Source organism: Streptomyces sp. NPDC101191, from assembly GCF_044767915.1.
GTDB lineage: Bacteria > Actinomycetota > Actinomycetes > Streptomycetales > Streptomycetaceae > Streptomyces.
The window spans coordinates 360661-377745 of record NZ_JBIWOU010000003.1 but is presented as its reverse complement, the minus strand read 5'-3'; the positions used below and the strand labels follow the sequence as shown (position 1 = coordinate 377745).

Sequence of the window (17085 nt, the reverse complement as noted above, 5' to 3'; positions counted from 1 at the left end):
GGCTACGAGACGCTGCTGACCGCCGCCGGGCGCGCGGTCAGCAGCCGGCCCAGGTCCAGGACGCTGAGGCCGAACATCAGGACGCCCAGCGGGACGTGCGCCGACGGCACGTGCGCGATGCCCAGCACCACCTGGACCGAGGCGAGGACCAGGAACCCGCTCGCGTACAGGACGGGGCGCGGCGATCCGCCGCCCGGCCGCCACGCGAGGACCGCGGCCAGCACGTACAGCATCGACGCGCCGTACATCACGCGCGCGCCGACGCCGTGCAGCGTCTCGCCGAGCGCCGAGGTCAGCAGCAGTCCGGCGGTGGTCGCCTGGAAGAAGAGGGACAGGGTCTGCAGGGCGACCGAGATCCTCAGGAACATGACGCCGCCACCGCCGCCCCGGGGCGCCGTCGTCGGCTGTGCGGTCGTCGGCTGTGCGGTCGTCGTCTGTCCGGCCATGATGTCGACTCCTCGTATCCGGTGTGCGGGGTTCAGCGCAGGGTGAGCGGGGTCTCCGACGTGACGCGCGTCAGCTTCTGCGGATTGCGGACGTAGTAGAGACCGGTGATGAGGCCGTCCTCGACGCGGAAGGCCATGACGCCGTCGAGCTCGCCGTCCCGGTGCATGACGAGGGCCGGCTGGCCGTTGACCACGGTCGGCTCGGAGGTGACCGTGGTGCCGAAGGCGCCGGTCCTCCCGCCGAGATAGAAGCGGGCCAGGTTCTCGGCGCCGACGATGGGCCGCAGCGCCGCCCGCTTCACGCCGCCGCCGTCGCTGACCAGGACGACCTGCGGGGCGAGCACGTCCAGCAGGACCTGCGGGTCCCCGGTCTCCAGTGCGCGCCGGAACGACTCCACGGCCGCCCGGGCGGCGCGGGGGGACACCGGCCCGCGGGGGCGGTCGGCCTCGACGTGCCTGCGGGCGCGGTGGGCGATCTGGTGGACGGCCGCGGGTGTCCGGTCGACGGCCGCGGCGATCTCGTCGTACCCGACGTCGAAGACCTCGCGGAGCACGAACACGGCGCGCTCGGTCGGCGAGAGGCGTTCCAGGACCAGCATCATCGCCATCGACAGGCTGTCGGCCAGCTCGACGTCCTCGGCCACGTCCGGCGCGGTCAGCAGCGGCTCGGGCAGCCACTGCCCGACGTACGCCTCCTTGCGCCGCCGCAGCGTGCGCAGCCGGTTGAGCGCCTGCCGGGTGGTGATCCGGACCAGGTACGCCCTCCGGTCCTCGACCCCCGCCAGGTCCACCTTGACCCAGCGCAGCCAGGTCTCCTGAAGCACGTCCTCGGCGTCGGCGGCCGAGCCGAGCATCTCGTAGGCGACGGTGAAGAGCAGATTGCGGTGGGCCAGGAAGGTCCCGGTCGCCGGGTCGGACGGATCCGCCGGGGCGGTCCGGTCGGTGGGGTCGGTGGGGGCGGACGGATCCGCCGGCTCTGTCGGGGCGGTCCGGTCGGTGGGGTCGGCCGGCTCTGTCGGGGCGGTCCGGTCGGTCCGGTCGGTCCGGCCGGTGGGGTCGGCCTGCCTCGTCGGGGCGGTCCGGTCGGTGGGGTCGGCCTGCCTCGTCGGGGCGGTCCGGGCCGTCGGGTCGGTCGGGTCGGTGGCGCGGCCGGTCATGTGTCCCTCTCTCCTTCACGGGTGGCACCTGGTCACGCCGTCCGTACGGCGTCGGCCGGGTGCGGGCCCAGGCTCGGCCACAAGACACCGGCGACCACGGCGCTCTTACGGAATGTGACGCGGGTCACGAAGAACAGGGCAGAGGCGCCCCGTCCGCTCCACCCCGAGCCCGTGCTGACGAGCCGTCACCCGTACGGCGCCGAACGCGCGACGACACGCCGAGCGGCGTGGTCCGGTGGAGGCGTGCCCACCGAACGACCCGCCGCCGACCGCCCGCTGCTGCCGGAGGGCGCCCGCCGCACCGCCGCCTGGTGCGTCGTCGCGCTGCTGGTCGCCGGCGTCGCGGCGGTCTTCATCTGGCTGTGCGTCGCCTTCAAGACCGCCGTCACCCCCGTCCTGCTCGCCCTCCTCGGCACCGCCCTGCTCGGCCCCCTCTACCGGCGCCTGCTGCGCATGAAGGTGCAGAAGTCGCTCGCCGCCGGGCTCACCGTCCTCGCCGTGCTCGCGGTCGTCGGCGGCGCCACGTACATCGTGGTCGCCGCGATCGTCGAGACCGGCGACCAGATCGTCGCCTCGCTGCGGCAGGCCGCCGTCGACATCGCCGAACACTTCGGCGCGGCCGGCACCTCCCTCGACGACCTCGCCAAGAACGCCCAGAAGCTCCTGGAGAAGTTCGGCGGGACGGCCGCCTCCGGGGTGATCTCGGGGCTCAGCGTCGTCGGCGAGATGCTCGCCACCGCGGTCCTCGCCCTGCTCCTCATCTTCTTCTTCCTGCGCGACTCCGACCGCGCCGCCGACGTCCTGCGCTCGCTCGCCCCGCGCTCGACCGGCGACACGGCGGAGGCCATGGGGCGACGCGCCTTCGAGGCCGTCGAGGGCTTCATGCGCGGCACCACCCTGGTGGCGTTCGTCGACGCGGTCCTGATCGGGATCGGCCTGCTCGTCCTCCAGGTCCCGGGCGCGGTGGGCCTCGCCGCGCTGGTGTTCGTCACCGCCTACATCCCGTACCTCGGCGCCTTCCTGTCCGGCGCCGTCGCCGTCCTCGTCGCCCTCGCCGACCGGGGCTTCGTCATCGCCCTGTGGGTGCTCGGGGTCGTCCTCGCCGTCCAGGTCATCGAGGGCAACGTGCTCCAGCCGATGGTGCAGAGCCGGACGGTGCAGATGCACCCGGCGGTGGTGATGCTGGCGATCACCGCGGGGGCATCGGTCGCCGGCATCCTCGGCATGCTGCTCGCCGTACCGCTGACGGCCGCCTTCTTCGGGGTCCTTGGCGAGCTGCGCAGCCGGTACGGGACGGGGGCGGACGCGACGGAGTAGGCCGGGGTGACGGGGCCGCAGGGGCGGCCGGGGCTGCCGCGCCTGCCGGGGCGGCCGGGGCGGCCGGGGCGGCCGGGGCGGCCGGGGCGGCCGGGGAGGCCGGGGCTGCCTGGGTGGCCGGGGCCGGCGGAGTCCGTCCGGGCGCCGGGGCTACGCGGGCGTCAGTCCGCCCGGCTCGAAGGCGCGCAGCATCTCCTCCAGGGCCGCCTGGTCCGGGCCGACGAAGGGGTCGACGTCCGGGGCCATGGTGATCGTCTCGATCATGCGGCCGGTCATCCGTACGGCCGGCGGGAGATGGGTGCTCAGCACGATCTCCGGGTTCATCTGCCGGATCCGGTCCACCCACGTCCCGTACTTCAGCGGGTCCACGATCTGCACCCAGGGGCTGTCCACCGTCGCCCACAGCAGCTGCGCGTTCCGCAGTTCCTCCGGCTTGAGGTCGTTGGCGTGGCCGCTCTCGGCGAGCTCGGCGGTCGGCATGGGGCCGCCGAAGCAGTCGGAGCTGAAGCAGATGCGGGTCTTCCCGTCGTAGAAGCCGACGGTGGCGGGGTTGTCGAAGAGCGGGGGCCGGAAGGCGTCGAGGACCCGGTCGCCGACGTCGAGGGCCTGGCCGGGGTTGAGGAAGTGGACCCGGTCCATGGGCAGCGGCCGCTCGGTGGACATGATCCCGGCCGCGATGAACGTGGTCACCAGCTTGGCGTCCGGGGCGGCGTCGAGGAGGTCGAAGATGCCGCCGGTGTGGTCGCGGTCGGGGTGGGTGAGCCAGATCCACCGCACGTCGGCCGGGTCGATCACCGAGCCGAGGGCGGCGACGAAGTCCCGGTCGGAGAGCGAGATACCGGTGTCGACGACGACCGGTTCGCGGGCCGTGAGGACGTACGCGTTGACGGGGATGTGCCCGATCCCCGGCACTTCGAGGCTGTCTGCCAGGACCGTGGTGTCGCTGCCGACCTTGTGGGTGTCCATGTCGCGCTCCGTGGTTCCCCCGGCGGCCGTACTCCACCAGTGTCCTGCGAGGGGCCGGAGGCCGCTCGCCAGGCCACCCGGCCCGGGCCCGGCCTCCGCCCGGCTCACGCCCGGCCAGCGCCCGGCCTCCGCCCGGCCCGCGCCCGGCCTCCGCGCGGCTCCCACCCGTCCCGCGCCGTCTCACGCCTGGCCCCGCCTGGCCCCGCCCTGCTTCGGCCTGGCCCCGCCTGGCCCCGCCCGGCCCCGGTCGGCCCCGCCCGGCTCCGGCCCGCGCCCGGCCCCGGCCCGCGTCGGCCGCCCGCCCGACGCCCGGCCCGCGTCGGCCGCCCGCGCGGCGGGCCCGCGCCCGTGAGTGCGCCCGGCAGCCCGCGGACCCCCGCGTGGCACCCGTCAGGCCGAGCCCGACTCGTGCAGCTCGAACCAGATCGCCTTGCCCTCGCCCCGCGGGTCCACGCCCCACGCGTCGGCCAGCATCTCCATGAGGATCAGCCCGCGCCCGCTGGACGCCATCTCGCCTGGGTGGCGCCGGTGGGGCAGTTCGTCGCTGGCGTCGGCGACCTCGACGCGGAGCCGGCGGGCGTTCCCCAGGCAGACGACCTCGGCCACGAGCAGCGCGTCGCCGTCGGTGTGGACGAGGACGTTGGTGACCATCTCGGAGACCATCAGGACCGCCGAGTCGACCTGGTCCGGGTCCGACCAGTCGTGCAGCAGCTGCCGCACCTGCTCACGCGCGGCGGCGATCCGCTCCGGCTCGGCCTGGGCGACGGTCATCATCGTGCGCCGCGGGGCCTCCTGCACGGCCGTGCCCTGGCGGGACAGCAGGAGGACCGCGATGTCGTCCTCGCGGCGGTCGGCGAGCGGACCGGTGGTGTGGTGGGAGCCCGGACCGTGGACGGCCTCGACGAGCCGGTCGGCGAGCTCCTCCAGGTCCTCGCCCGCATCGGCCTCCAGCAGCTTCCTGACCCGCTCCCAGCCGCTGTCCAGGTCGTGGCCCCCGGTTTCCAGGAGCCCGTCGGTGCAGATCATCAGGGTCTCGCCGGGCTCCAGGGTGAGCCGGGTGGTGGGGTAGTCGGTGTCGGGGTCGATGCCGAGGGGCAGGCCGCCGGCCGTCGGCCGGAGCAGGACCGTCCCGTCGGTCATCCGCACCGCCGGGTCCGGGTGCCCGGCCCGGGCGATCTCGACCACGCCCGAGTCCAGGTCGACCTCCAGGTAAAGGCAGGTCGCGAACCGGGACCCGCCGTACGCGCCCTCGTCGCCGTCCGTGCCGTCGTTGATGCCGTAGAGGAAGCGCGAGGCCCGGGACAGCACGGCGTCCGGACGGTGACCCTCGGAGGCGTACGCCCGGAGCGCGATCCGCAGCTGGCCCATGAGCCCCGCCGCGCGCACGTCGTGCCCCTGCACGTCTCCGATGACCAGGGCGATCCGTCCCGTTCCGGCCCCGCCGGGCAGCCGGATCACGTCGTACCAGTCGCCGCCGACCTGGAGACCGCCGCCCGTGGGCACGTACCGCGCGGCGACCGCGATGCCGGGGATCCCGGGCCCGAGCACCGGCATCATCGTCCGCTGCAGACCGAGCGACAGCTCGCGCTCCGACTCGGCCACCCCGGCCCGCGCCAGCGCCTGCGCCAGCATCCGGGCGACCGTCGTCAGGACGCTCCGCTCGTCCGGTGTGAAGGCCACGGGGTGCTTGAACGCGGCCATCCAGGCGCCCATCGTGCGCCCGGCGACGACGAGCGGGACGAAGGCCCAGGAGTGGCGGCCGAAGCGCCGGGCCAGCGGCCAGGTCATCGGGAAGCGGCGCGCGTACTCCTCCTCGGTGGGCAGATAGATCGCCCGCCCCGTCCGGACGACCTCGGCGGCCGGATAGTCGGTGTCCAGGGTCATCGAGGTGAACGGCCCCTCGTCGCCGTCGCCGTGCCCGTGGTGCCCGATGACCGTGAGCCGCTCGCCCGACATGCCGAACACGGCGAGCCCGTCCGGGGAGAACCCCGGCATCGACAGCGAGGCCGCGACCCGCAGCACCTCCGCCGTCGACCGGGCCTCGGCGAGCGCCCGGCCCGCGTCTAGCAGGAAGGCCTCGCGGGAGCGGCGCCAGTCGCCCGTGACGGGGGTGCGGGCGGCGGTGCCGGGCTGCGGCTCGGCGACCTCCTGGAGGGTGCCGACCAGCCGGTAGTCGTCGCCCTCGATCAGCGGCTTCGACCTGCTCCGTACCGTACGGATCACCCGCCCGCGCTCGTCCATGATCCGCAGCCGGGCCTCGGCGAGGGTGTCCTCGGCGACGGCGAGGGCGACGACCCCGTCGATCTCGTTCCAGTCGACCGGATGAAAGCGGGAACGCACCGCCGCCTCGGTGAGCTGCACGGGTTCGGCGGGCAGCCCGAGCAGCCGGGCCGCCTCGGCGTCGAGGGTGACCACCCCGGAAGCGTTGTCCCAGCGCCACAGGCCGGTCGCGATCGCGGCCAGGACGTCCTCGGTGCGCATTGCCCCACTTTATGAATATCGGACAGCAGGTCGCCACTGAGAGTATTCGAATCGCGATCTTGGGTGTCCCGGTACCCTGGGACGGCTGGACGTGTGTGTGTCCGGCACCCACCAAGGATCCCGAAGAACTGGATGAACGACGATGCATCGGTACAGGTCCCACACCTGCGGCGAGCTCCGCGCCTCTGACGTCGGCACCGACGTCCGGCTGAGCGGCTGGCTGCACAATCGGCGCGACCTGGGCGGCATCCTCTTCATCGATCTCCGCGACCACTACGGCATCACCCAGCTGGTCGCCCGCCCCGGTACGCCGGCGGCCGAGGTCCTCGACAAGCTGACCAAGGAGACGGTCGTCCGCGTCGACGGCAAGGTCGTCTCGCGCGGTGCCGACAACGTGAACCCCGAGCTCGCCACCGGCGAGATCGAGATCGAGGCCGCCACGGTCGAGGTCCTGGGCGCGGCCAAGCAGATCCCGTTCACGATCAACGCCGACGACGGCGTGAACGAGGAGCGGCGCCTGGAGTACCGCTTCCTCGACCTGCGCCGCGAGCGCATGCACCGCAACATCATGCTGCGCTCGGCCGTCATCGCCTCCATCCGTTCCAAGATGGTGGCCCTCGGCTTCAACGAGATGGCGACCCCGATCCTCGCCGCGACCTCCCCCGAGGGCGCCCGCGACTTCGTCGTCCCGTCCCGTCTGAACCCGGGCAAGTTCTACGCGCTGCCGCAGGCGCCGCAGCAGTTCAAGCAGCTGCTGATGATCTCCGGCTTCGACCGCTACTTCCAGATCGCGCCCTGCTTCCGCGACGAGGACGCCCGCGCCGACCGCTCGCCGGGCGAGTTCTACCAGCTCGACGTCGAGATGAGCTTCGTCGAGCAGGAGGACGTCTTCCAGCCGATCGAGAAGCTGATGACGGAGCTCTTCGAGGAGTTCGGCGGCGGCCGCCCCGTCACCTCCCCGTTCCCGCGGATCCCGTTCCGCGAGTCGATGCTGAAGTACGGCAACGACAAGCCGGACCTGCGCACCGACCTCGAGCTCGTCGACATCACCGACGTCTTCGAGAACTCCGAGTTCAAGGCCTTCGCCGGCAAGCACGTCCGCGCGCTCGCCGTCCCGGACACCGGTGACCAGCCGCGCAAGTTCTTCGACGGCCTCGGCGACTTCGCCGTCTCCCTCGGCGCCAAGGGCCTCGCCTGGGTCCGCGTCGGCGAGGAGAACGCGCTGACCGGCCCGATCGCCAAGTTCCTCACCGAGGAGAACGTCAAGGTCCTCACCGAGCGTCTGGGCCTCAAGCCCGGCCACGCGGTGTTCTTCGGCGCCGGCGAGTTCGACGAGGTCTCCAAGATCATGGGTCCGGTCCGGGTCGAGGCCGCCAAGCGCGCGGGCCAGTTCGAGGAGAACGTCTTCCGCTTCGCCTGGATCGTCGACTTCCCGATGTACGAGAAGGACGAGGAGACCGGCAAGATCGACTTCTCGCACAACCCCTTCTCCATGCCGCAGGGCGGCCTCGAGGCCCTGGAGACCCAGGACCCGCTGGACGTCCTCGGCTGGCAGTACGACATCGTCTGCAACGGCATCGAGCTCTCCTCCGGCGCGATCCGGAACCACGAGCCCGAGATCATGTTCAAGGCCTTCGAGATCGCGGGCTACTCCCGCGAGACCGTCGAGGCCGAGTTCGCGGGCATGCTCCGCGCCTTCGAGTACGGCGCCCCGCCGCACGGCGGCATCGCCCCGGGCGTCGACCGCATCGTGATGCTCCTCGCCGACGAGCCCAACATCCGCGAGATCATCGCCTTCCCGCTCAACGGCAACGGCCAGGACCTCCTGATGGGCGCCCCGACCGAGCTGGACGAGTCCCGCCTGCGCGAGCTGAACATCCAGCTCCGCAAGCCGGTCGAGAAGAAGGCCACGGAGGACCGCCCGATCACGGAGTCGGTCCACCCGGACGCGGCGCGGTAAGCCTGCCGGCACCTTGCGAGGGGCCCGGATCCGTCGTCCTGTGCGACGGGTCCGGGCCTCACTCGTTCTCGTAGCGAGGAAGGTCGTGGGTCGAGACGGTCCACCCGGCGACGGTGACGTCCTCGCCGTAGACGAGGTCCCTCCGCGTGGCGTAGCGCGGTCCGCCGGGTGTGGGGTGGATGTCCGGGAACCCGGTTGACCGGATGCTGACCGCACCCGTTCCGGATCCGGTCTTCGACACCTGTGGCCTGGGTTGGCTCGCCACGGAATGGGGGCCCGAACGGCCCCCCGTCCGAACCCGGATGGAGCGGCTGCCCCAGGCGGGCGCCTCGCCCCCTTGTCCGCCTCACGACCTCAGTGGCCGGACAGCCCGCGACCGGACGGGTCCCGGGCCTTCTCGCTATGGCGAGCGAGGCCCAGTCAGAGGCGTTCATAGGAGCTCTTCTCGCGGTTCCGAGCCCTCCTGCTCCCCCGTCAGCCCGATCGGAACGGCGCCCACAGATCGAGGCTCCACACGTCGCCGTCGCCGACGCGCTCGCCACGCTCCTCGTCACGGTCGTCCACCACCAGGACGGAGACGTTCGAGGAGGCGGCCCGGTACTGGAGGAACCCGCCCTGGTCGGTGACCTTCAGTTCCGGGATCCCGTGCGTTCGGGAGAGCTCCTCGCGCAACTCCTCCCAGGAGGTGTACCGCGGGAACGCGACGCCCGTGCTCCGCTCCCATGCACACGCAAGGTCGTCGTCGGACGCGAGGCGGTGCAACTGGACCGTCACGGTGGCCACGAGCCACTCCGACGCCGGTCCCGGATCCGGCTCCGGGGTGAAGGCGAACTCGACGAGCCCGTAGTCCCGTCGCAGCCAATCCCCTTCCTCCCCGACGACGTCGACGAAGGGGTGGGGGAGTGCCCGGTCGACCTCGTCGAGCGTCGAGCCGCCGCCGAGGCCTTACAGCTCTCCGGTGGTGAGGAAGGAGGCGAGGAATTCCATGCCGGTCACAGCCACAGCTCCAATTTTTTCGATCAGTGCTTGCACCTCGACCGAGCAGTTCGTGGTCAGGGGCGAGGGTCACTGGGCGTTCGACGCGCGGAGCCTCTCCCAGGGAGGCCGCGACGTCTCCTTGGCTGTCGTTCCAAGAGGTTGCCCGGGCATGCGTCGGAGCGGCTGACTCGGGGAGCCGATCATTCGGGGCAGGCTCGGTACGCAGAGATGTTGGCGACGTAGACGGTGGCCGCCGTCGCGTGAAGTCGCAGCGAGGCAGAGTGAACGTCGAGCGTGATTCTTTCCTGTGATCTCAGAGAAATGTCGGCCACAGGATCGATTGCGAAGCCGTGCAATATGGGTTCTTCCACTCCGGACAGTCCCAGGGTCACCTGAACGACGTTGAATCCTTGCTTCTGCCACTTATGGGGTAGATTTTCGGGATAGGAGGGCATGTCGAATCGGAGGAGCAGAGACGGGCCTTCTCTGTTGAGTTCAACGCTGTGGAAATGCACTCCAGTGAGATCTGGTACGCGGCCTTCGTAGATTCGCTCGATGCCGGCGGGGTTTACGAGTAGAGAGACCCAGCTCATTATATCCTGTCAGTATTCGTAATCTTTCGCTGTCCCGGGAACGTGGCGGTTCGAGGGTTCTCGACGGGGCGCACGTTGTAATGCGCCTCCTGGTCGCCAACGCCGCCTTCGTTGCAGTAATGACCCGCGGAGTGATCTTGTGTGATCGCCTGACTTCCGTCCTCCCGTGTGTAGCGGTATTCGCGAGCCATGATCGGTTTCCCGTCCTCGGTCATGACTTGATGACCCGATCGATCCGTCATGGGAACCTTGGCGATTTGTCTGGATATCGTCCCGCCGGACGTGGTCAGTTCCGTCCGGCGGCCTGCCTGTTGAGGCAGCGACCTTGATGGGAGGGGCGGTCGCGCGAAGGGCGCCCGCGCCCTTTCGATCCGCGCGCGTCCCCGTAAACCCGGAGGGAGCGGCTGCACAGGAGGGCGCCTCGTACCTTGTCGGCCTCACGACCTCAGTGGCGGGACAGTCCGCGAGCGGACGGGTCCCGGGCCTTGTCGCCCTTGCGCACCGTCGCAACGGAAGACGACGGAACGTCGTCGGGGGCGGCGATCCTCGAACGCAACGGTAGCCCCCTTCTCGTGCTCACGGCCGGTGTCGCTATTCACCGCCGGCAAGGTAGGGGTGCAACCGACTCACCGAGGATCCTGTCGCCGTGAAATGGAGATGGGTGTCGGCGTGACGGATGGACACTCGCACTGATCGGCTCCCGTGAGCTTCGAACGCGATTCCTGCGCGTGCGCTGGCGGCCCACCCGGAAATCGACAGTCCGGAAACGTCCGTGAATTCCAGGTAGAATTCAAACATGTTGTACGGCCGTTCGCCCCATGATGCGGGCGGGTGCGGCGGCAGGTTCGGCGTCTCGAATCCGATGGTCACGGATCGCTCCCGCTCGTCGATCTGCAGGTAGAACAGCTCGCAGGAGGCAAGGGGCAGGTTAGTGGCCCCGAAGAGGCCGCTCAATGTACCTTCCGGGTCGACAAGAGAAGTCCATTCAGAGGCGCTCATAGAACGTCTTTTCGCTAGGCTCGGGGAGCGAATGGTGAAGTCGCCTGTCCAGTATGCGTGTGAAGAGATGGGGGCCGGAATCCGACCCGTCAGGCTGTGCCCTGAAGGCGCTCACGTGTCCGACGAGGACGGACTGGCTACTGGTGAAGTGTAGATTTACTTCAGGGGCGATCGCTTCCACTCTCACCCTGCTTTCGCCTTCCAGGGGTTGCACGCTGAAAGAGACGTTGCAGGCAGGTGGCGCCCAAGTCGTCAGGGAGAGGTCTGCCACGGCGAGGAACTGTAGGTGACACTGAATGGTGTCGACCCCCGATTCCAGCCAATCTTTTGGAATTGCTTCGGGAAATTCGGGGAGGTCGACGCGCAAGGTGACAGTCGGACCTCGCCAGTTCACATTAATGGAGCGCAGGCGGAGTCCGCTCAGGGTGGGGATCTCTCCATACAGGGACGTGAGCAGTTCCAGGTTGGCGATGTTCATTCTATCGGTCATAGTAGTAATGCTTCTCTGTGCCGGGAATGTGACCGTTCCGCGTGTTGTCAAACGGTCTCACATGAACGTGTGACGGCTGGTGCCCCGGTTCGCCGGGCTCCCGGTGACCGAACCAATGGTCCTGGAATACGACGAGATCCTGACCGTTGGGGTGCTCGTAGACCTCTTCCCGGTAATAGATCGGCTGGTTGTTCGCATTTAGGAGCTGTCCGCCCCCTTCGTACTCCGGTTTCGTCGCCTTCGCCCAATCGTTTACCTCAAGCGGGACGGCGCCCTCTGGGATTCCAGCCTCCCTCAGTGCTTGCGCTTTGACGTCGGCAAGCGTGCGGCCGACCTTGGGCGTTTTGGGGCAATCATCCGGCGCCAGCCCGAGCGGGTCCGCCCACGTATGTGGGTTGTGGACGTACGTCGCCGGGTTCGGTGCCGGAGCCAGGCCCAGTGGGTCCTGTGAGAGGTAGCGGGCCGATTCCGGGTCGTAGTAGCGGAAGTAGTTGTAGTGGAGGCCGGATTCGGGGTCGAAGTACTGGCCCGGGAAGCGGAGTGGGGTGTAGGCCGTGGCCGACGTCGTCCAGGAGGTCGTGCCCCAGAGGGTGGTGCGGGAGCGCCAGGCCAGTTCGCCTGTCTCGTCGACGAGTTCGGTCGGGGTGCCGATCAGGTCCGTGACGATGGCGAAGAAGCGGGCCTCGTCGGTGTCCCGGCGGCGTTCCGTCTGGGCGAGCGGGCGCAGGCCCGCGTGGTCCCAGGTGAGGGTGAGGGTTTCCGTCGACTGCTCGCACAGCGTGGTGCCGTCCCACGTGAAGTGCACGGTTTCCGTGGGCGAGTGCTTCGCGATGCGGCGGCCCAGGGGGTCGTAGACGTAGCGCCATTCCGTGCCGTCGGGGGTGGTGACGGACGTGAGGCGGTCTTCCGCGTCCCAGGTGTAGCGCCAGGTGTCCGGCTTCCTCGAGAGGCGGGTCTTCTGGCGCAGGACCGTCCGGCCCTGTGCGTCGTGCTCGTAGCGGACGCCGCCCGCTCGGACGATCCGGGTGCCGGTGTAGGCGCGCGGGCCCGTCGCTTCCGTGTCGCGGGGCCAGTCGGCGTCCGTCTGGTTGCCGGCCTCGTCGTACGCGTACCGCTCCGTCCACCGGTCCGCCCTGACCGCCGTCACCCGGCCCGCCGTGTCCAGGTCGAAGCGGCGCGGCCCCGCGAGGTGGTCGTCGATGCCGACGAGGTTGCCGTCCGCGCGGTAGTGGTACGACCGCTGCTGGAGGCGGTGACCGCGGCTCGTCACCTCGTGCCCGGTCAGCCGGCCCACTTCGTCGAAGGTCGAGGACAGGGAGGCGAAGTCGTCCACCGTACGGTGAAGTTCGCGGCCGAGCGCGTCGTACGCGAAGGACATCGTCCGGCCGGACGTGGTCAGTTCCGTGCGCCGGCCTGCCGCGTCGTACCGCCACGAGCTCGCGGATCCGCCCGGGGTCGTCCGGCCCGTTCTCCGGCCCACCTCGTCGTAGGAGTAGGTGAGCGTACGGCCGTTGACCGTTTCCGACATCAGGCGGCCGTACCGGTCCCGCATACGCGTCAGTGTCGCGTCCGGGCTCACGGCCATCGCCAGTTCGTCGAAGACGTCGTACTCGTACGTCGTGACGGCGCCGCCCGCGTCCTTGCGCAGCAGCTGTCCGAGTGCGTTCCGCTCGAATCGGACCGATTCGCCGGCGCCGTTGGTGCGGGATTCCAGGCGGCCCGCCGCGTCATGCGTGTAGGTCAGGGTCCTGCCGTCGAAGTCCGTCTCGGATATCGTGCGGCCCGCCCCGTCGTAGGTGTACGACCAGGTCAGACCCTGAGGGTTGGTGACGCCCGTCAGCTGCAAGGCCGCGTCGTGGCTGAATGAGTAGTGCGTCCCGTCCGGGTCGGTGCGGGTCGCGAGGACGTCGAAGTCCCCGTAGGTGAAGGTCGTGGTGCCGCCGACGGCATCGGTGTGGGTGAGGCAGTTGCCCTCGCCGTCGTGGGTCCACGTCTCCACGGACCCGTCCGGCGCGGTGCGGCGGGCGAGACGGCCTTCCGGCGTCCATTCCAGCCTCATCACCGCCCCTACCGCGTTCGTGACGAGGACGGTGCGGCCGAAGGCGTCGTAGCCGTACGTGGTCGTCGCGCCGAGCGGATCGGTGACCGCGATCGGGAGTCCCGCGGCGTCGCTGCGGACGCGCGTGACCCCGCCCAGCGGATCCCTGACCGTGGTGAGCCGTCCCCGGTCGTCGTACGCGAACTCCGTCCGCGTGCCCGAGGGGCTCGTCGCCGAGGTGCGGTTGCCGCGCTCGTCGTACGTCTGGTGGACCGTCGTGCCGTCCGGGCGCCGGACCTTGGTGGGCAGGCCGAGGGCGTTGTACTCGGCCGTCGTGGTCCGCCCGTCGGGGCGGGTGACGGTCTTGAGCCGGCCCTCGTCGTCGTAGACGAAGAGGGTCGTGTGGCCCAGGGGGTCCGTGCGGGAGAGCAGGCGGCCCCGGCTGTCGTACGTGGACCGCGTGGTCGCGCCGTCCGGTGCCGTCTCGGCCGTGACCCTGGCCTGGTCGTTCACCTGGAAGGTGGTCGTGCGGCCGAGGGCGTCCGTGTATGTCGTCTCGCCGTCGCCCCAGGTGAAACGGCCGGCCATGACGCCGTCCCGGCCCGACTGGGAGACGCACCGGTCGTGGTCGTCGTAGACGTACTCGTAGCGGTGCCCGTTGCTGTCGGTCCAGGACGTCATCCGGCCGCGCTCGTCGTAGCCGAAGCACAGCGGGCGGCCCGCGGAGTCGGCGACGGAGGTGAGGTGACCGTCGGTGTAGCCGTAGCGGCGGATCTCCTGGTCGCCCAGGTGCAGGGCCGTGATCCGGGATCCGTCGGTGGTCAGGCGGAGCCGGTACCCGCCGTGGTGGGCGATCTCGGTGGGTGCGCCGTCGGCGTCGTACCCGACCGTGATCCAGTTGCCGTTGCGGTCGTCGATCTGGACGAGGACGGCCTCGTCCCCGTTACCGACAGTGGCGAAGTGGCGTACGAGGCCCGTCTCCGGGTCCGTCACCGTGTACGTGGCGTCCGACGCGTCCCGGTCCAGGGCCCAGCGCCGGGTGCCGTGTGTGGGCAGGACCGGTACGCCGGGGGCCGGGTGAGGGTAGGCGAGGAGGCTGCCGTCCTCGCAGAGCAGGAGCACGCCCTCCGCGTCGATCTCCAGACGCTGGTCGACCGTGCTCGCCCACGACGGCCCGAACCAGCGTCCTGCCCGGTAGGAGGACTCGTAGTGCCGGCCGAGCACCAGTGGGAGGGCGCCAGGCAGGGCCAGATCCGTCTGCGGCAGGAAGACCCGTCCTGTGGCCATGTCCACGGGGTCGCCGCAGTCGCACTTCTCGTCCGGCTTGCGTCCGGCGCCGTGGGGGTCCTCCGTCTGAGCGGTGCGACCGGGCCGCTTGGAGCCTCCCGGCACGTCGTCCAGGTGCTTGAGCCGTGTCAGCGACTTCAGGCCGCCCGCGCCCTTGGTGCCGATGAGTTCCGGGACGAGTCGGCCGAGGAACTCCGAGGGGTCGCCCTTGGCCGCGTCCCAGGCGTTCTTCAGGGCCCGGTCCGGGTTGGCGGCGGTCGAGACGAGGCCGGCGAGGGTGGTGTTGACGCCCTTGTAGTACTCCGCGGGGTGGGTCAGGTTGTACGGGTCCATCGGGTTGACCGCGCGGACGAAGTTGAGCAGGCCCGCCGTGCCCTTGACGATGCCGCCGCCGAAGTGGGCCAGCTCGAAGCCCTGCCCGACCCCGTAGTCCATCAGCTCGAGCTTGGCCTTCTCCAGGCCGGTCGGCTCCTTCGGCGCGTGCGCGAGGGCGGCGCGCACCGCGCCCTTCGCCGTCTCGCCGGCCTCGTTCCGGGCCTTGCGGGCGGCGTTCAGGATCTCCTGCGCGCGCTTCCGCTTCGACTCACCGGGGTCCGTGAACGTGCCCGGGTGGGGCAGTGGGCTGTCGCTGTCGCGGGCCGCCTCGTAGGCGGCGGACTTCTTCCGGAAGGCCTCGTCCGCGTCCTTGGTGTCCTTGTCGCCCTCCTTGTACAGGGCTATCGCCTCACGCGCCTTGCCCTGCGCGGTGGTCACCGCGTGCGCGTACGTCTCGAGCGCCTTGGCCGCGTTCTCCATCGCGTCCGCCGCGTGCAGCCAGTCCGTCGGCAGCGTCTGGAACTTCTCCCGGAACGTGTCCGCCGCCGCGCCCTTCCAGTGCGCGGAGTCCAGCTTCTTCATCCCGCCGCCGACCAGGTCGAAGGCCTTCTGGAAGTCCCGCAGGTTCTTCACCGCGGCCGTGATCCTGTCCGGCTTGCCGTGGATCAGTTCGTCCGCCTGCTCGGTCTGCCCGAGCTGCTGCTCGCCGACCTCCGCCCCCAGGGAGGAGGCGGTCTCGTCGCCCCAGTCCTCGACGGCGTCCGCCCAGTCGTGCGCACCGGCCTTGTCCAGCGCCTGCCCGGTCTTGTCGGTGACGTAGTCGACGCCCTCGCCGACCAGCTCCTTGCCCCGGTCGAGCCCCCGGTCGACCCCGTCGACGATCTTGTCGCCCCACCCCTTCCAGTCGACCATCAGCGGCTCTCCCCCCACCGCGGCTCCTCGGCCTGGTCGACCGTCGCCTGGTCAGGGGCGAGCTTCTCCTTCAGCTTCGCGTCCATGAGGTCGCGGTCGCGCGGGTCGATCAGCCCGGAGCGCTCCATCTGGTCCAGCTCCGCGTCCATCACGTCGTAGCCGGTGTTCTTCCAGGTCTGCTTGACCTCGTCGTGCGCCTTCGAGAACGACTCCGGGCTCCAGTCCGCACCGTCCCACGTGTTCTGGTCGCGGACGGTCTCCCAGCTCATCTGCTTGACCTCGTCCTCGGACAGATGCGGATTGCCGTTCAGGGCGTTCACACCGATCTTGAAGGTGTCCTTGATGTACTGCTCCTGCTCGGCGAACGACCCCGCCGACAGTCCGACCCCCTGCGCGAACCCGTTCCCCCGCATCGCCAGCGCCCGCACACCCCACTCCCACCGGCCACAGAACGTCTCGAACTCCGACGTCAGACCGCCGTGCCCCAACTCCAGCCCGGACAGGGCCAGATCCGAGAAACCCCGCCCCACCGACGCCTGACCGACCATCCCGAGATCCTTCAGCTCGGAATGCGCCAGGTCGATGCCCTTCGCTATCTCCGCCAGCGCCGCCGGCGGCACCGCCAGATCAGGATCGTCCCCGCTCACTGCTTCCCCGTTCCCCCGAGATCCACTGCCACCTCGTCCGGGACGATCCCCGCCACCGGCGGAAACACCATCCCGTCCGCACTGCCCGCGTCCAGCGCCACCCCGCCCGGACCGGGCAGCATCGGCACCATCACGTCGAGCAGCCGCGCACCCAGAACCGTCCGGTACGCCCACTCCCGTCCCGCCTCGCCCCGCGCCACCGCGAACCGGGCCAGCGCCTCCTCGTCCGAGAACGCGCAGATCCACCGCACCCCGTTGAAGTCCGCCGTCCACAGACTCCCGGACGCGTCGAACGGCACCAGCACCGCCGTACGCCGGAACTCGCCCAGCAAACGCGCAAACTCCCGCCGCGCCAGGGCCGGGTCATCGGCAGGCGCGTCGGCGGCCATCCCGGTCACCGCCGTCGTGGGCGGCACCGGTGCCGGACCGTTCGCCAACTCGGCCAGTCTCGAAACTCTTTGAGGCCTCGCCCCGTCGTCCCCGTTGTCGATCACTCGCC

The 17085-nt window shown here is 70.5% G+C and carries 15 protein-coding genes; 2 read left to right on the top strand and 13 right to left on the bottom strand.

Features of this window, described 5'->3' with window-relative positions; translation table 11 throughout:
* Positions 1 to 2: 2 nt before the first annotated feature.
* Both ACIRQF_RS14915 and ACIRQF_RS14910 read right to left on the bottom strand, forming a co-directional pair.
* Positions 3 to 368 (bottom strand): hypothetical protein, encoded by a 366-nt coding sequence (locus ACIRQF_RS14915; RefSeq protein WP_382487682.1) that lies wholly within the window; start codon positions 366 to 368, stop codon positions 3 to 5.
* A 110-nt stretch (positions 369 to 478) separates the two neighbouring features.
* Positions 479 to 1339, bottom strand: coding sequence for an RNA polymerase sigma-70 factor (locus tag ACIRQF_RS14910; RefSeq protein WP_404092858.1), 861 nt, complete (start codon positions 1337 to 1339; stop codon positions 479 to 481).
* 507 nt (positions 1340 to 1846) lie between these two features.
* Between ACIRQF_RS14910 and ACIRQF_RS14905 the strand changes: the two genes are divergently transcribed.
* A complete protein-coding gene (locus ACIRQF_RS14905; RefSeq protein ID WP_404092332.1) occupies positions 1847 to 2920 on the top strand; it encodes an AI-2E family transporter in 1074 nt (357 codons plus the stop codon).
* A 150-nt stretch (positions 2921 to 3070) separates the two neighbouring features.
* Here the strand turns inward: ACIRQF_RS14905 and ACIRQF_RS14900 are convergent, their stop codons facing one another.
* Together ACIRQF_RS14900 and ACIRQF_RS14895 are read right to left on the bottom strand one after the other, a co-directional pair.
* A complete protein-coding gene (locus ACIRQF_RS14900; protein ID WP_404092330.1) occupies positions 3071 to 3886 on the bottom strand; it encodes an MBL fold metallo-hydrolase in 816 nt (271 codons plus the stop codon).
* A 390-nt stretch (positions 3887 to 4276) separates the two neighbouring features.
* Positions 4277 to 6367: a SpoIIE family protein phosphatase gene (locus ACIRQF_RS14895; protein ID WP_404092327.1), complete on the bottom strand. Its 2091-nt coding sequence runs from the start codon at positions 6365 to 6367 to the stop codon at positions 4277 to 4279.
* A 142-nt stretch (positions 6368 to 6509) separates the two neighbouring features.
* Between ACIRQF_RS14895 and aspS the strand changes: the two genes are divergently transcribed.
* Positions 6510 to 8327, top strand: coding sequence for an aspartate--tRNA ligase (gene aspS, locus ACIRQF_RS14890; protein WP_404092324.1), 1818 nt, complete (start codon positions 6510 to 6512; stop codon positions 8325 to 8327).
* Between the two features lie 58 nt (positions 8328 to 8385).
* Here the strand turns inward: aspS and ACIRQF_RS14885 are convergent, their stop codons facing one another.
* The 9 genes from ACIRQF_RS14885 to ACIRQF_RS14845 all read right to left on the bottom strand — a co-directional run bounded on the left by ACIRQF_RS14885 (position 8386) and on the right by ACIRQF_RS14845 (position 16975).
* Positions 8386 to 8568 (bottom strand): hypothetical protein, encoded by a 183-nt coding sequence (locus tag ACIRQF_RS14885; protein WP_404092893.1) that lies wholly within the window; start codon positions 8566 to 8568, stop codon positions 8386 to 8388.
* A 233-nt stretch (positions 8569 to 8801) separates the two neighbouring features.
* Positions 8802 to 9110 carry a hypothetical protein gene (locus ACIRQF_RS14880; RefSeq protein ID WP_404092321.1) on the bottom strand — a complete coding sequence of 103 codons (309 nt, stop codon included), beginning with the start codon at positions 9108 to 9110 and terminating at the stop codon, positions 8802 to 8804.
* Between the two features lie 395 nt (positions 9111 to 9505).
* Positions 9506 to 9898: an Imm50 family immunity protein gene (locus tag ACIRQF_RS14875; RefSeq protein WP_404092318.1), complete on the bottom strand. Its 393-nt coding sequence runs from the start codon at positions 9896 to 9898 to the stop codon at positions 9506 to 9508.
* Positions 9898 to 10113, bottom strand: coding sequence for an HNH/endonuclease VII fold putative polymorphic toxin (locus tag ACIRQF_RS14870; protein WP_404092855.1), 216 nt, complete (start codon positions 10111 to 10113; stop codon positions 9898 to 9900). Before ACIRQF_RS14870 ends, ACIRQF_RS14875 begins: the two co-directional genes overlap by 1 nt.
* Positions 10114 to 10489: 376 nt before the next feature.
* Positions 10490 to 10897, bottom strand: a complete 408-nt coding sequence (locus ACIRQF_RS14865; protein ID WP_404092315.1) for an Imm50 family immunity protein — start codon at positions 10895 to 10897, stop codon at positions 10490 to 10492.
* Positions 10884 to 11375, bottom strand: a complete 492-nt coding sequence (locus ACIRQF_RS14860; RefSeq protein WP_404092312.1) for an Imm50 family immunity protein — start codon at positions 11373 to 11375, stop codon at positions 10884 to 10886. Before ACIRQF_RS14860 ends, ACIRQF_RS14865 begins: the two co-directional genes overlap by 14 nt.
* 1 nt (position 11376) lies before the next feature.
* The gene (locus ACIRQF_RS14855; protein WP_404092853.1) at positions 11377 to 15939 is read right to left on the bottom strand and encodes a putative T7SS-secreted protein; all 4563 of its coding nucleotides are present in this window, start codon (positions 15937 to 15939) and stop codon (positions 11377 to 11379) included.
* Positions 15939 to 16586: a hypothetical protein gene (locus ACIRQF_RS14850; protein WP_404092309.1), complete on the bottom strand. Its 648-nt coding sequence runs from the start codon at positions 16584 to 16586 to the stop codon at positions 15939 to 15941. Before ACIRQF_RS14850 ends, ACIRQF_RS14855 begins: the two co-directional genes overlap by 1 nt.
* Positions 16583 to 16975: an SseB family protein gene (locus tag ACIRQF_RS14845; protein ID WP_376627626.1), complete on the bottom strand. Its 393-nt coding sequence runs from the start codon at positions 16973 to 16975 to the stop codon at positions 16583 to 16585. Before ACIRQF_RS14845 ends, ACIRQF_RS14850 begins: the two co-directional genes overlap by 4 nt.
* Positions 16976 to 17085 lie beyond the last annotated feature (110 nt).